Source organism: Myroides sp. N17-2, from assembly GCF_002286775.1.
Taxonomy (GTDB): domain Bacteria; phylum Bacteroidota; class Bacteroidia; order Flavobacteriales; family Flavobacteriaceae; genus Flavobacterium.
The window spans coordinates 91,243-107,843 of record NZ_NSGJ01000001.1; the positions used below are offsets into that span (position 1 = coordinate 91,243).

At 34.6% G+C, this 16,601-nt stretch carries 11 protein-coding genes; 6 read left to right on the forward strand and 5 right to left on the reverse strand.

The genetic code is table 11. The features are described from left to right. Nucleotides 1–57 precede the first annotated feature (57 nt). Nucleotides 58–894 (reverse strand): hypothetical protein, encoded by an 837-nt coding sequence (locus CF599_RS00495; protein WP_121964090.1) that lies wholly within the window; start codon nt 892–894, stop codon nt 58–60. Between the two features lie 123 nt (nt 895–1,017). On the opposite strand from CF599_RS00495, the gene gcvP reads away from it, so the two are divergent. Further along, nucleotides 1,018–3,867, forward strand: a complete 2,850-nt coding sequence (gene gcvP / locus CF599_RS00500) for an aminomethyl-transferring glycine dehydrogenase (RefSeq protein ID WP_121964091.1) — start codon at nt 1,018–1,020, stop codon at nt 3,865–3,867. Nucleotides 3,868–3,925: 58 nt separating this feature from the next. Here gcvP and CF599_RS00505 read toward each other — a convergent pair whose 3' ends face one another. The 3 genes from CF599_RS00505 to CF599_RS00515 all read right to left on the reverse strand — a co-directional run bounded on the left by CF599_RS00505 (nt 3,926) and on the right by CF599_RS00515 (nt 9,326). Further along, nucleotides 3,926–4,411, reverse strand: a complete 486-nt coding sequence (locus tag CF599_RS00505) for a hypothetical protein (protein WP_121964092.1) — start codon at nt 4,409–4,411, stop codon at nt 3,926–3,928. Between the two features lie 297 nt (nt 4,412–4,708). Beyond that, on the reverse strand, nt 4,709–8,188 hold the full coding sequence (locus CF599_RS00510) for an ATP-binding protein (RefSeq protein ID WP_121964093.1): 3,480 nt from the start codon (nt 8,186–8,188) through the stop codon (nt 4,709–4,711). 520 nt (nt 8,189–8,708) lie between these two features. Continuing rightward, entirely contained in the window at nt 8,709–9,326 is a 618-nt protein-coding gene (locus CF599_RS00515) for a hypothetical protein (protein ID WP_121964094.1), read from the reverse strand. 142 nt (nt 9,327–9,468) lie between these two features. On the opposite strand from CF599_RS00515, the gene CF599_RS00520 reads away from it, so the two are divergent. Both CF599_RS00520 and CF599_RS00525 read left to right on the forward strand, forming a co-directional pair. Beyond that, nucleotides 9,469–10,509 carry an alpha/beta hydrolase gene (locus CF599_RS00520; RefSeq protein ID WP_121964095.1) on the forward strand — a complete coding sequence of 347 codons (1,041 nt, stop codon included), beginning with the start codon at nt 9,469–9,471 and terminating at the stop codon, nt 10,507–10,509. Between the two features lie 212 nt (nt 10,510–10,721). Then, nucleotides 10,722–11,780 (forward strand): 3-oxoacyl-ACP synthase III family protein, encoded by a 1,059-nt coding sequence (locus CF599_RS00525; protein ID WP_121964096.1) that lies wholly within the window; start codon nt 10,722–10,724, stop codon nt 11,778–11,780. Between the two features lie 68 nt (nt 11,781–11,848). Here CF599_RS00525 and CF599_RS19470 read toward each other — a convergent pair whose 3' ends face one another. After that, on the reverse strand, nt 11,849–12,007 hold the full coding sequence (locus tag CF599_RS19470; protein ID WP_158221759.1) for a hypothetical protein: 159 nt from the start codon (nt 12,005–12,007) through the stop codon (nt 11,849–11,851). A 530-nt stretch (nt 12,008–12,537) separates the two neighbouring features. On the opposite strand from CF599_RS19470, the gene CF599_RS00530 reads away from it, so the two are divergent. The 3 genes from CF599_RS00530 (at nt 12,538) to CF599_RS00540 (ending at nt 16,134) form a co-directional block, all read left to right on the forward strand. After that, nucleotides 12,538–13,449 carry an AraC family transcriptional regulator gene (locus CF599_RS00530; RefSeq protein ID WP_121964097.1) on the forward strand — a complete coding sequence of 304 codons (912 nt, stop codon included), beginning with the start codon at nt 12,538–12,540 and terminating at the stop codon, nt 13,447–13,449. Between the two features lie 95 nt (nt 13,450–13,544). Further along, nucleotides 13,545–14,753 carry an MFS transporter gene (locus CF599_RS00535; protein WP_121964098.1) on the forward strand — a complete coding sequence of 403 codons (1,209 nt, stop codon included), beginning with the start codon at nt 13,545–13,547 and terminating at the stop codon, nt 14,751–14,753. 469 nt (nt 14,754–15,222) lie between these two features. After that, nucleotides 15,223–16,134, forward strand: coding sequence for a DMT family transporter (locus tag CF599_RS00540; protein WP_121964099.1), 912 nt, complete (start codon nt 15,223–15,225; stop codon nt 16,132–16,134). The last annotated feature ends 467 nt before the right edge of the window (nt 16,135–16,601 follow it).

Sequence of the window (16,601 nt, forward strand, 5' to 3'; positions counted from 1 at the left end):
TCTCTATTTGTCTACTTGATATAGACATAGTATAATAACGTAAACAAACAATACTTATTACTCTAACACAAAAGCATTGCCCTGAAAAACAACGATTAACCACCATATAATAGGAACACTCTCTACCCAAAACAAGGTGAAGAACTTAGAGCGTTTTGGTGATGCGTAGGCAATAAATACTAAAGTCAGTAGTACTATAAATAGATTATTCCACGCTTGTATAGGTTGAAAGCCAACCTTAAAGAACTCAATCACATAAAAAGGAATCAATAGTAGAGACACGATAATCTTAGTCTTTCTCTCCCCCCATACCTGTGGTAATGTGCGTAATTTAGAACTATCAAACTGCAAATCAACGATTTCAAACACTCCCATAATAATAAAACAGAGTAAGAATCGCTGTACGAACTTGATAAAAATATCTAATGAAAAGTCTAGTCCAGCATTAAAAGCGGGTATTAGCAGACTAACTCCTGCCCAACTAAAACAAACAACATATACTTTTATTCCTGCGGCATTGCGCAGATTAGGAAGATTATTTCCTAGTGGCACAGCATATAGTATAGATAACAATCCTAGTGCTATTGTAGTCAGTTGCGCCTTTAGACTTATACTGAAGAACGTAACAGTAGCAACAGCTAAGGCTATTAAACTTATAAAGAATATGCCTTTAAACTTAGGCGATAATTCACTCTTCTTTCTATACCACAGTGAGCTGAACTTAATAAAATTATAAGAAGCTAATGTACCTGCGAATACCATTATCGAAACGTTATAATCAAAGGGAATATGACATAAATAATAGGTCATTTGCGTCATCGCTAAAGCAGAAAATGCAACGTGGAAACTACCATTTAAGTAAAAATCGATAAGTTTATTCTTCATTAAATCCATATACTACACAAGTTAGAATAGGTTGTTTTCAACAACTTGCCAAAATTAATCGATATAAATATACAATTGTCAGATTAATGGTTATTTTTGTGTGATTAAACACAACTTTTATTTATTGTCCAAATGAAAACAAACGCATTTGCATTAAGACACATTGGTCCTCGTCCTGAGGATATGGCAGCAATGCTTAAAACAGTGAAAGCTGACAGCATTGATCAATTAATCAACGAAACTTTCCCAGACACTATTCGTCTAAAAGAAGACTTAAATCTTGCTCCAGCTATGACTGAGTATGAGTATTTATCTCATATACAAGCATTGGGAAACAAGAATAAAATATTCCGTACTTTCATCGGGTTAGGATATAACGAGGCGGTAGTTCCAGCAGCTATTATTCGTAATGTATTCGAAAACCCAGGATGGTACACAGCTTATACTCCTTACCAAGCTGAAGTAGCTCAAGGTCGTTTAGAAGCTTTATTAAACTTCCAAACTACTGTTATCGAGCTTTCAGGTATGGAGATTGCAAATGCTTCTCTTCTTGATGAAGCTACTGCTGCTGCTGAAGCAATGATCTTATTATTCGATGTTAGAACAAGAGATCAAAAGAAAAACAACGTAGTGAAATTCTTCGTATCTGAAGAAATCTTACCACAAACTTTATCTGTATTACAGACTCGTTCTACTCCTTTTGGTGTTGAATTAGTAGTAGGTAACCACGAAGAATTTGACTTCTCAGAAGAATTCTTTGGAGCTATCTTACAGTACCCAGGTAAACACGGTGTAGTTGCTGACTATGCTGACTTTATCAACCAAGCAAAAGCAAAAGATATTAAAATAGCTGTAGCTGCTGATATTATGTCATTAGTGCTATTAACTCCTCCAGGAGAAATGGGTGCTGATGTAGTAGTAGGTACTACTCAACGTTTTGGTATTCCATTAGGATTCGGAGGTCCTCACGCTGCTTTCTTCGCTACTAAAGAAGAGTACAAGCGTAGTATGCCAGGTCGTATCATCGGAGTATCTAAAGATGCTGATGGTAACCACGCATTGCGTATGGCTTTACAGACTCGTGAGCAACACATCAAACGTGAGAAAGCTACATCTAATATCTGTACTGCTCAAGTATTATTAGCTGTTATGGCTAGTTTCTACGCAGTGTACCACGGACCTAAAGGATTGACTACTATCGCTTCTTTAATCCACGCTAAAGCTGTAACTGTAGCTACTGAATTAGGTAAATTAGGTATCGAGCAAGTTAACGCTAACTTCTTTGACACTATCTTAGTGAAAGCTGATGCTGTTAAAGTAAAAGCTATCGCTGAAGCAAATAATATCAACTTCAACTATATCGATGCTAACACTATCTCTATCTCGTTAAACGAAACAGTAGAAGTAGCTGATGTTAATGCTATCATTAATGTATTCGCTCAAGTAGTAGGTAAACCTGCTGTAGAAGTTACTGCATTAAGCACTGAAGTAAAATACCAAGCGAAGTTAAAACGTACTTCTAAGTTCTTACAACACGCTGCATTTAACAGCTACCACTCAGAAACTGAGTTGATGCGTTATATCAAAAAACTAGAGCGTAAAGACTTAGCTCTTAACCACTCTATGATCTCTTTAGGTTCATGTACAATGAAACTAAATGCTGCTGCTGAGATGTTGCCTTTGAGTAACGCACAGTGGAACAATGTTCACCCATTCGTTCCTGCTGATCAAGCACAAGGATATTTAGAAATGTTACACGGTTTAGAGCAACAATTAAACGTGATTACTGGTTTTGCTGGTACTACGTTACAACCTAACTCTGGTGCTCAAGGAGAGTACGCTGGTCTTATGGCTATCCGTGCTTACCACCACTCTAGAAATGACTTCCAACGTGATATCGCTCTTATTCCTGCATCTGCACACGGTACTAACCCTGCATCTGCGGCTATGGCTGGTATGAAAGTAGTTGTTACAAAAACAACTCCTGAAGGAAACATCGACGTGGCTGACTTAAAAGCTAAAGCTGAACAATATAAAGACAACTTATCTTGTCTTATGGTTACTTACCCATCTACACATGGTGTATATGAGTCTGCTATTATGGAGATTACTCAAATCATCCACGATAACGGAGGACAAGTATATATGGATGGTGCGAATATGAACGCGCAGGTGGCAATCACTAACCCTGCTAATATCGGGGCTGACGTATGTCACTTAAACTTACACAAGACTTTCGCTATCCCTCACGGTGGTGGTGGACCTGGTGTAGGACCTATCTGTGTGGCTAAGCACTTAGTACCTTTCTTACCAACTAACCCTGTGGTTAAAGTAGGTGGTGAACAAGGTATCACAGCTATCTCTGCTGCTCCTTATGGGTCTGCATTAGTGTGTTTAATCTCTTACGGTTATATCACTATGTTAGGTACTGAAGGACTTACTAAAGTAACTCAACAAGCGATCTTAAACGCTAACTATATGAAGTCTCGTCTTGAGGAGCACTATTCTATCCTATATACAGGAGAGAAAGGACGTGCTGCACACGAGATGATCGTTGATGTACGTGAGTTTAAAGAAAAAGGTATTGAAGTAACGGATATCGCTAAACGTCTTATCGATTACGGTTTCCACGCTCCTACTGTTTCTTTCCCTGTTGCTGGTACTTTAATGATCGAGCCTACAGAGAGTGAAAGCAAACAAGAGCTTGACAAATTCTGTGATGCAATGGCATCTATTCGTCAAGAGATCGAGAATGCAACGCTTGATAACCCTGTTAACGAGCTTAAGAATGCTCCTCATACATTAGCTTTATTAACAGCTGATAACTGGGATCTTCCTTACTCTAGACAGAAAGCAGCTTACCCTCTTCCTTACGTAGCTGAGAACAAGTTATGGCCTACTGTACGTCGTATTGATGACGCTTATGGTGACAGAAACTTAGTGTGTTCTTGTGCTCCTATCGAAGTTTATATGGAGAACTAAGCTTAACCGCTTTAACTATACAGAAAACGCCATCATTACGATGGCGTTTTTTTTATGTCTACAGTTTATTCTGGATTAACTCAAAATAATGCTTATATAACTTTTTGCTTTTTAATAAACCTTCACTACTAGTCTGCACTACATTATCTCCTGTAAAATCATTATCATGACTAACTTGATAAATTAATAATTTAGCTTCAGTTTTATTATTACCTAAATCTTTCACTGAAAACGAATAAGTATAAACATAGCGCTCTGTTGTACTACCTACAGCTATTGTACTAAGCATTTGTAATCCAAAAGGCACTTTATCTACACTCTTTGCAGATAGAACTCCTGTATTTTCATTTGCTGAATAAATCTGCACATTTTCATCTTTGAGAATATCAAGCATAACATTAAATACTTCTTTTGAATTGGCATCAAATTGCCTAGTTGTCAATGCTCGAATCTTTTCTTTTTGCTTTATATTATTAGTTGCACTACAACTTAAGCTTAGAAAAGCTAGAAATAATAAGCTTGAAATTTTAATCACTTTTGTCATAATTTTAATACTATTGGTTAGAATAACTAAAATAGTATTAAAATCATTGCATTCAAAAAAAAACATTACACTACACTTATCAACAACATTGTTAATAACTTTAAAATCTATTATCAACAGTTATAAACAATATTAAAAGTACCACACAAAAAACATAACACTCTGAATAATAAAAAATTAAATACTTTAAACCAATAACAAAGCTCCAACTGGGAGTACAGAGTTATTAACAATACATACTAGACTACTCCTACTTATAAACAGGGTTATCAACACACTTATTAACAATCTTACTGATTACTCTAAAGCACTCAAATCATAATACCCCTCTTGCTCTTTTATAAAAGTGATCAAGTCTTTATACAGTGGATTGTGACTAAGTACACTAGCGTTACCTATAATAATCATTTGTTCTTTAGCACGCGTTAGTGCAACATTCAGTTTTCTATCTACAGTCTTATCTTCATTAAAGCTAACGACACTATCTAGTTGTAGTACCTCATTGACTGTAAAAGAGTAAATGATAATATCGCGTTGCCCACCCTGAAAGCGTTCTACTGTATCCACTACGATATCAGCCGCTTGTTCTACCCCACTCTCTTCAAGTTTATTCTTGATTAGAGCGATCTGATTTTTAAACGGAGCTATAATCCCAATACGTTTACTCAGGTCGATTACCTCACCATTAGATTGATATAACATTACTATCTTCTGAAGAGCTTTGATAATAAACGTTGCTTCACTAATACTCGTTTTCTTTTGAAGACCCAATTCTTGTTCCTCTACATTGATAAACAATACTCTATTTTGCCCTAATAAATTACCTAAAGTATCATTCTCTATAACCTTAAATGCTAGAGGAGCTAACTGTCTGCTCAGTCCTTTTTTTGCTTCAGCAGTCAAATTCTCTAAAGTATATGCCTCTTTTAACCTCCCCTCATAAAAGGCAATATTCGGAAACGCTGCTATCTCTCTATGCATACGTCCTTGATACGTTAGCGTATCATACGCATAGTTTAGATTATGCAGTTGACAGAAGTTATATAGACGCTCAAATAGTGAGTTACGTCTATCCACTAGCCCCATTTGTTCTAACAGAGAGTTATTCGTTTTAGACAGTACTTCACTCTGTACCACGATAGCAGGCAATTGTTTATGATCACCTATCATAATCACCCGTTTACACTTAGGTAACAACCCTATGATTTGAGGTTCTAATATCTGAGATGCCTCATCTATAATCACAGTATCAAATTGCTTTAGCTTAAACACATCATTCTTACCTGACATTGTCGCTACCGTAGATAAGAACACTCTGTTTTTGCGAATAATATTTGCCAATACATTACGAGTAAACTTACGCCCTGTCAGCTCTAATGTCTCACTCTCCCTATTGATAATTGTATTTAGTAATCTATGTTCGTATTTGCTACTACTAGATAGCGGACTACCGATGCGCACATATTTATCTATATCCTCTACATCAGCAAGCGCCTCTTCTACCGCACCGCATAGCTCATCCACTGCCTTATTCGTATACGCTAATAGCAGTACATTTTGCTTTGTATTCGTGTATAGTTCTTCTACTAGTTCCTTAATAATATGAGAAGTCTTCCCTGTACCCGGAGGGCCATTTAGCACATAATAGTCTTCTGTAGATAGCGCATTGTTAAGTATTCTATTTTGCTCGATAGATAATGTCGATTTATAATATCCATAATCTACACCTTGTTTAGGAGGAAGTACATTTAGTATTACTTCACGTTTAGACTTCGGAGCACTCATAAAAGCATATAAGCTCTTATACATACTTGTAAACGAAGAATCCATAGAATCGCGTTCTAACGCCCATCGATTATACTGATTAAAGTAGGCTATACTCCTCTGTTTATGCCTAAACACTACTGTCACACTCTCTTTACTGATCTGCTGTATAGTACACTTAAATATTTGATGATTAGCAGCTGTATCGCGTTCATCTTTACGAGGATATAAGACACATACGTCACCCTTTCTGAAATTAACAAAGTCGTCTGCTAACGTACGATTAAAGCAAATCATCTTCTCGTGTTCAGATATTTTATTTTCCCTAATCTCAAGATCACTTAAGATACTATACTTGTCTCTCTTTACCTCATCAGAATCTATCCATAGACTCGCCAAACCGTGACTTCCCTCTTGATTACCTGCACCAAGTTTACTGATATACTGCTCCCTTGCGATAAAACTCACAAATGAATAAAAGTAAGCACGTTCTAATGAACTACATCGTTCTAACACCTGTGTAAACTCGTTTATCTGCTTATACAGCATGGCCTTAAACTTCGTATTCACATTAGGATCACGTACTATATACTCCCCCTTTATATAATCAAGCCTTGATGCTATCTTCTCTAGATCATCAGACTTTAAGACTTGTTCATTGAGTATAATCTTATTACGCACTTCACAGATCTCTTGTACCCTACTTAAGTTGATACGATCCGTACGTAGATTACCTGTCCTTGTTTTACTGTAAAAGATAAAACCACTTAAATATTTCTCATTACCGATATCTTTGTAAGGTATTTTATTAACTACAGACAGCATCAGATGATATAAATATAACTGTACAGCGTGATTAGGCTTCACCCCTACACCATCATCAGGATACACAGTTCCTCCTGATTTAAGTTCTACGATAGTTGTCTTTAGATGATCTGTCCGTACGCTATGCAACAAATCTAGTCGCCCCTGTACACCATATACATTACACATAAAGCTAGGCTCTAGACTGATATCCCCCTCCTTAGTAATTCCGTAATAAACAAACTCCTCTAGATACACTCTTTTGATTGTATTAAAGTGTGTCTCACAGTCTAGCGTATACTGTTTAAAGTTCTTTATATCTAATATATCCGGGCAAGCGGTATGCTCGAAAGGATAGTTCTCAAAGTGATTAATGAATACTGTATTAAACAGTACAGTAGATGCATCCTCCGCACCTACCAGCTCATCCATCACAGCATTGGCAAAGTTTCCCAGTAATAAATGCTTATTATTAGGAATCTCATCAAACTTTGATTTGATAAAGCTCAGAGAAGACGTTCCATAGTCTTGAAAACATTCTGCTATAGCAGATACATCGATAAGATAGTCTGGCTCTAGTATAAATATCTTAGGGTGGTAAATTTGTTGATCATCTATCCCTATGTTTATTAAGTGAAGTGTTGCTCCTGCCCATATCTGATCTATGGTATTAAATGCACTGTTCACTCCCTCTTCCATAATCTGAACTTTGATAGGTATATCATCAGCAGCATCCTCTACCTCACAGATAAGGGTATTTCCCTTTAGGTCGATGACATTCACACGAAGTTTATCGATAATTTGTTCAAATTCGATATGCTTAACTTCTAACCGAAGTATGTTAAACGCAAAGTGCTGCCTATTCTCATCAGGGATAGGAACGTCATAAATAAACGAGATGAAGTTATTCACATCCATCCAGTAGGTAGCGAAGTATCGATCTAAATCAGCAGAATCGTGCTTCCCTAGCTCGTTGCTAATCATCCTAAAGTTATGGATCACACGGCTAGCCTGATACTTATTACAAATAAATGACACACGAGAAAATAAATTAGAAAACTGTACTACCTCATCTTTCGTAACATACTTACATATCTTCTCTAATAGCCCTCTTAGCAGTCTGTATCTAGAACGTGTAGTCATATCCTTACTATTCATGATGTCTACTAGAGAATTAAAGTATAGTGAAGTATGTTTATTATCTAGCATAAGGCAACTGAATTGGAATTTAAAAACTCAAAGATAAACTAGATTTCACAGTTTAAGAAACATCAGGTAAATACAAAAAAAAGAATTGCCTAGCACTAAGACAATTCTTTTAAATAACAAACATCTCATTAAAAATGAATGCATCATTATCACCTAGTACAAAAGTAAGATAGCTAACCTCTCAATAGTTATAACATTTCAAACAACTATTAGTAAATAGAGATACAATTCAAACATTTTATACATACTTGGTTTTTGACATTGATGTTACTACCGAATATATAGGAGTCTAAAGCAAATAAGCCCATACTATAACTTTAGGACTTGCTATATATTGTGATAAAAATGACACGGTAATTATATAAGTTTCAGAGATAAATTAAAAAATTCTCTAAACTGATAACTATCATATAATTTAACAACTACTATAGCTAATTTTACAAGTGCCAATAATTCGTATAATTTTATACAGCTGTTTTTTAACAAGAAGAGAAGTATATGGGATATACTTCTCTTTTTTTTATTTCTTCACTATTGCTACTTTCTTAGATTCCAGTGGCTCGTGATATATTTTATATCCTAATTTATTTACTTCTTCTAACAATTCAGGATTAACTATCTGCTCTACCGCTTTAGCATTATACGTATAGTTCACATAATATTTATAACCCCCTTCAGTTACTTTTTCTTTTGCAGCATACCAAGCAGGTGCAATCTTTTGAACAACTTTAAAAGGTAATCGAAGCTGCACGAAGTTTTTAGGCTTTACAATCACATAATCAGTAACTTTCTTAGCGCTAAGTCTCTCGTTCCATCTCTTTAATAAATCCTCAGAATCATAATCACCACTCATTAATGTAGGCTCGTCTACCTTGGTTTTTTCATTGTAAACTCTCTGTCTTAATACATACACTTGATTCTCGTATGTACTACCGATACTAGCTGCATAAGCTAACTCTGATGTATCCCATGGAAACCAATACGTATCGTCAGTATTATTCATTAGCACTATCGTTACTAGGCTATTATCAGTAACTTTAGAGTCTAACACCTTAAGTTCTACCTTAGGCTTTACACTCTGACCATACATACAAAATGCGCTCATTAGCGCAACAAAAACAACAACTAATCTATTCATTTTCAAACTTCTCTTTAGTTAGTACAAGATAATAACTACATATTATATGACCCGTAAAAGAACTTATTTTTTAACAAAATAGAACCGATATAAATAACACACTATATTTGTACTATTAATAGAATTCTACAAAACTGATATCATGACCAAAATAATATGTGCTACTTTATTCATTTTGAATGCTCTATTCTCTCTAAATATACATGCACAACAACCAATAGAAATAGGTAAGTCTTACACTATAAAGTCAAGTATACTAAATGAGGATCGAACTATTCAGATCTACTTACCTCCAGGTTACAATGAAACTAAATATCCTCATCAGAAGTATCCTGTGATTTATCTCTTAGATAGTGAAACTAACTTTAACTATCTAACAGCTTATATAGATAAACTTAGCAAATATCCTTATCCTGCTATTCCCGAAATGATTATAGTTGGTATCATAAATACAAACAGAACAAGAGACCTTACTCCTACTAAAGTTCTTGCTGAAAATATGTCTAAAGAGCAGGCTAGCAAAATAAAAGGTGATAATGGAGGTAATACTGAGTTTTTTAAATTCATAAATCAAGAGTTATTTCCTTACATCGATAGAACCTTAGATTACAAGGTGTTTATTGGTCATTCTTTTGGTGGTATTACTGCTTTAAATAACCTACTTAATTATACCGATATGTCTAATGCTTATATCGTACATGATCCAAGTATTTGGTGGGACGATAAGGTTATATTGAAAGAATATACTTCTAAACCCAATAAAGATTTTAAACACAGAAGGCTATACTTAACTCAAGTAGGTGAAAGTGAAAACAAAGGTCATCTATCAGATCACTATAATGCTATACGTTCTTTTAATGAATTACTTAGTAGTAAAACTCTGACTAATCTCGCTTATAAATATGCACAATATGATGGCGAAGACCATGGTAGTATACCGATGAAGGGTAATCTAGATGGACTGAGATATATTTTCGATGGTTATCAGATTAATTTTAAAGATATTAAAACGAATCCAACATTAATACAAGATTCATTTGAGAAACTAAGTAAATCAATGCATTACAACTTTATACCTACTGAGAAATATTTAGACACTGTCATAACATTTTACAGCAACGCTAATAATAAAGAATTAGCAGATATTATCACTACTTACAAGGACTCACTTTATAAGAAATAAGGTAGATGTATCGTATTATCATTTATTTTAGTACCTTTAAATCATATTACACAATAAATAGATTTTATTAGCATTATCATAGGTAGTGCTATATATAAAAACGACTATCTAAACATTGATACTTAGAATAATTCAAAAAGCTGAAAAAAATCATATATTTAATCAGAAGAATATTCTAAGTTTGACCCCTCCTATAACCTTAAGCTGATACTATGAATATAAAAATATTGAGTTCAGGATCTTACATCCCAACTAAAGTAATAGATAATAATAGCTTCGAACTATTTGACTTTAGAGATGAACATGGTACACCTCTAAAAGATACTAATGCACGTATATCATATAAACTACAACAGATTACAGGTATAGAAGAGCGAAGATATGTAGAAGACACTCTTGTAAGTAGTGATATAGCTACAATCGCAGCAGAAAATGCAATTAAAAAAGCAGGCATAGATCCTGAGACATTAGACTATATTATTCTAGCTCATAACTTCGGTGATGTAAAACATGGTACAATACAGTCTGATAGTGTACCTAGTCTAGCTTCAAGAGTAAAACACAATCTTAAGATAAACAATCCCTCATGTGTCGCATTCGATATATTATTCGGTTGTCCAGGATGGTTACAAGGTGTGATTCAAGCATATGCTTTTATGAAAGCAGGTATGGCAAAACGCTGTCTAGTAATAGGTGCTGAGACATTATCTAGAGTTGTAGACTTACACGATAGAGATTCTATGATCTATGCTGATGGAGCAGGTGCTACGATACTAGAGCTAACGAATGAAGAAGGAGGTATACTGTCAGTAGAGTCAGCTAGTTTTACTTATGATGAAGCTAACTTTATACACTTCGGTAAGTCTTATAATCCTGACTTAGATAAGGACACTAAATATATCAAAATGTTTGGTCGTAAGATATATGAGTTCGCTCTTAGTAATGTTCCTTTAGCTATGAAGAGTTGCGTAGATAAAAGTGGAGTGGATATTACTAAAATAAAAAAGGTGATGATACACCAAGCCAATGAAAAGATGGATGAGGCTATTGTCAAAAGATTCTACGAGCTATACAACATGGAAATGCCTAAGCATATTATGCCTATGAATATCCAAAAGTTAGGGAACAGCAGTGTAGCTACATTGCCTACACTATACGATATGTTAGTCAACAAACAACTTGAATCTCACTGTCTAGAGAAAGGAGATGTTATTCTATTTGCTTCAGTTGGAGCAGGAATGAATATTAATGCATTTACTTATCAAGTATAAATACTATACCCCAAAAGAGAGAACAATCTTTCTTTTGGGGTTACTTTTTCCTGTTAAACACCATACTATTACTCTTCATTTTCTTGTTTTTCTTCTTCATAATGTTTGCTTAGATAAAATAGTGCTACAGCACAAACTCCTAAAACTAAGTAACATGTATAACGAACTAACCTATTATTAAAAAAATCAAAGAGATCAATAATCAATAGCAGTGTTGCTACTGCCATGATAAACTTTAATAAACGATCTAAATTACTCAAGACACACTAGTTTCTATTAAACAACTTTTTTATTCCTATACTTCATCTTTTGTATCAAAAAATGAACTATAAGTAGTACTTATTTAATAGCAAGAGTAGTGCCAATTTTAAATAAACGGCTGTATTTTAGAAGATAACCTATTAACAAAATTTAAAACAAACTACACAAAATGCACTTTACTACACATAACACATGAAATAATTTAGTAAAAATCAATACTTTTCACTTTTTACCAAATTAAATATAATAATAGCAAAAAACCACCTAGATGCTTATAAAGAAGGCATCTATCGCAACAACTTGATCAAAACAGATAACCTTAAATGCAATCCTGTTAATCTCCTAAAGTTGTAGAGTTAATATAAAAACAGACTAGGCTTTCTAACTGAACTCACAAATAATAAAAACTCCTCTATTCGTTATTTTATCAGCATAACTATATCCTTACTTATTTGATTTTAGTAACTTTGCTCCTCATTCAGATATATATTAAGCTATGAGTAAAGACTTAGAGACGATCAGTGATCACTACAGAGAGAATACAGTAAGTCATTATGCCTTTGATATATCTGACTATCAATGTGGCAAATCACACTTTAATATTAACATCCGCAAATACTGTAACTTTAATACTCCCTATAACAGACGTGATTACTATAAAGTCTGCTTAATCATAGGCGAAGGGGTATTTAAATATGGAGATCACAGAATAGTAATCGATAAACCTGTTTTATTCTTACCCTGCCCTACGATACCTTATGAATGGGAATGCTTAAGCAATCAACAAGAAGGATACTTCTGTCTATTTAACCAAGAGTTCCTAGTAGAGCACAGCACGATAGAATTCTTTAAGAAAACTTCGTTATTTAAAGAATGGAGCAACCCCTTTATTTTCTTAAATGAAGTACAGCAAGAGCTTGCCTCTACTTACTTTAAACAGATGTATGAGATGGCACAGAGTGACTATCCCTTAAAGTTTGAGATTATCAGAAACCTCTTAGCACTACTTTTACATCAAGCATTACAACTTAAGGTGGAAGATGTAAAACTAGAAGAATCTACTAGTAGCACTAGGCTATATAGACAATTCGATGCCTTGCTAAATAAGCAATTTCCACTAGACTCACCTGCTTATCCTTTAAATCTAAAGACCGCATCTGACTATGCGACAGCACTAAGTGTACATGTCAATCATCTAAATGCATCTATTAAATTGGCTACAAACAAGACCACAACACAGCTAATAAAAGAACGTTTATTTGACGAAGCAAAGAATCTACTTAAAAACACCTGTTGGGATATAGCAGAAGTAGGATATACATTAGGCTTCGATCAACCCTCACACTTTAATAACTTCTTTAAAAAACACGCAGGTATTACACCTTTGAAATATAAAAGCCCAATGTAATCAATCTTTGATTTTTGCAATTATCCCTTTGAGATATTTAATTGACAGAATCATCTATAAACTTACTTTTGCTTCTGAAACAACAATTGTAATTTATGCTAAGAGAAGCAAGCGAACAAAGAAAAAAACTAGCCACCATACTAGCCTTTTGTTCCATTCCCCTATCGGGCTTTGTCACTGATATATACCTACCCTCTTTCCCTGCTATGGCAAAAGGATTAGCAGTATCAGAACAAGATATACAACTCACACTTACCTGCTACCTATTAAGCTATGGAATCTCACAGATATTCGTAGGTAGTCTATTAGATAACATCGGTCGTTATAAACCGCGTTTAGTAGCCTTACTAATCCTAATTATTACTAATTTAAGCATTACACAGATGGATAGCATATTCTATATCTGTATAATGAGAATAATACAAGGTATGGCTATTTCTACCTTAGTAGTTGCTACACGAGCTATCTTTATAGACATCTATGATGAAACTAAGAGACAGTACTACCTAAGCTATTTTACTATTGTATGGTCATGTGGCCCTATATTAGCGCCGTTCTTAGGTGGATACTTAGAGAAGCTATTTAATTGGCATGCTAACTTCTACTTCCTAGCCATCTATGCAGGTGTACTACTAATCTTAGACCTGTGTATAAGCGGAGAAAGTATTCCTGAGAAGAAGAAGTTTAACCTATCAGATACATTAGGCTTATATAAGATGATGCTGAGTGAGAAGAGATTTATGATCGGTACATTAATACTAGGATTAAGTTACTCTATCGTAATGATCTTTAATATAGCAGGACCTTTCTTAATAGAAGATACCTTTAAGTTTAACTCTGTTGTTATCGGCTATTGTACACTAGTACTAGGGTTCTCATGGATGTTAGGAGGCGTAATCGGAAAAAGAAGAATGCACTTAGATTTAAAACCTAAAGCACTACACCCCTCGTTAGTACAGGTCTCACTTATCGCCTTACTACTATGCTCTACACTATGGATAGAAAGTTTACCTATCTTGATAGGATTCCTATTCTTAATACACATCTGTTCAGGTACGTTGTTTAACAACTTCTTTACCTCTACAATGTTGCAGTTCCCAAATAATGCAGGTACAGCAGGTGGATTAATGGGAGGACTAGTATATGTCTTGACTTCATTTATGACACTTCTAATCTCGTCAACAGGTAAGATAACTTCGTCATCAGAATTAGGGATACGTTACTTACTAGTCGCTATCGCCCTACTATTCGCTATTCTAATTAGTATCAAACTTTATAATAAAGAGAAGAAGTCAGCTACATAACAACACGCATTCATTAGGCTTTAAATAAGCAAGCACTACACCTTCGTCAACATTGCTATTACAGACTACCAAATTATGGCAGTTGTGAAAGTAAAAATATATTGTCGAATGTGTAGTGCTTCTGTGTTTAAACTAGAAATACCCTTCTTAAAATATTACATTATATATGGAGTAGGTAATTCTTATATTCATCTAGATTTTATTAAATAACACACTTAATTATCTGTAATTTTGTCCAAGTGTTTAGGTAGAGAGAGTCTTTCTACCACCTTAAATCTGCAGATAACGTTTAAACGAGAATGAATTGTACAAAACAGAGCAATATTAGTGATTAAAGCACACTGTAGTGTGGTTTTAGAGCTAATTGAAGCTATGTAAAGTAGAATTTATTCGCAGTAAATAGTAGTTGCAGATTTAAGGTATTACTATATCGTTCAACTTTAAATGTACCTAGAGTACGTTGTTAAAAATGCAATTAAATAATAAGTTTGTAGGCTTCGCATCTGCTATATTCGCAGCGATGCTATGGGGAGTTTCAGGAGCTTTTGCTCAGTTCCTTTTTAGAGAAAAAGAGTTTAACGCAGAATGGTTAGTGACTGTTCGTCTTCTTATCTCAGGTGTATTAATGTTGTTATTCGGAATCGTTAAGAAGAATCCTGATATAACGAACATTTGGAAAGACAAGAAGTATGCTATACAGCTTGTCTTATTTAGTATCCTAGGGATGCTAACTGTCCAGTACACTTACTTCGTAACGATCTTACACTCTAACGCAGCTACAGCTACAGTGATACAGTATACCGGCCCAGTATTTATAGCCATCTATCTAGCATTAAGACTGAAGAAATGGCCTAAACCTATAGAGTTCTTAGCTATCGGTATGGCGATGTTAGGTACTTTCTTACTAGTGACACATGGAGATATAAACACACTAAACATCACACCTACAGCTTTAGCTTGGGGTATTGCATCAGCTATCGCATTAGCAGTATATACACTGATGCCTATACATTTATTAGATAGATATAGCCCTATCGCTATTATAGGATGGAGTATGCTGATAGCAGGGATAGCGATGAGTATCATACATCCTCCGCATAAATTAGAAGGTATATGGGATAGAGATACTTACTTAGCCGTGCTATTTATCATCTTCTTAGGGACACTGATACCATTCTATATCTTCCTAATGGCGATTAAAAATATCGGTCCACAGCGCGCTAGCCTTCTAGCCTGTGCAGAGCCTTTATCAGCTACATTAATAGCAGTAACATACTTCGGTGTCAACTTTGAATTAATGGATTACTTGGGAAGTCTGTGTATTATAGCAACGATATTCCTTCTAACGAAGATTAAGAAGAAAGTTATTCCGGAGAATTGAGATTATAACGGAAATAAAGAGTTTTAATGTATTACGCGAGGTCAATTATTATAAGGCCTCGCGTATTTTTTTTCACCTTTTCGATAGACCTATAAACGAAAAGCAAGTATACAAAATAGGTTAGAATTAGATTACTAAACTATGCTATAGTATGCTTTTAGAACTATGAAGTAGAATTCATCTGCGTTATTGGGCTAATATGCAATGTTGGCACAAGACTTGAGCAAATCTGTCATTGATAGAATTACCTCAACATTTCTTCAAGATTTCTCCACATATAAGCCTATTAGTAGTACTAATCTTGAAGCAGTGTTGAGCTAGTGTTGAAATAATGAACTTATGGTTAAACATAGAATATCTAATAGCCGTATAAACCAAAAGCAATAATACAAAAAAAGGTTTTAATTGTTAATTTTCAATATGATTAAAGAGTAAGGAAGTAGAATTGTATAGTGTCTTTAGCTAAT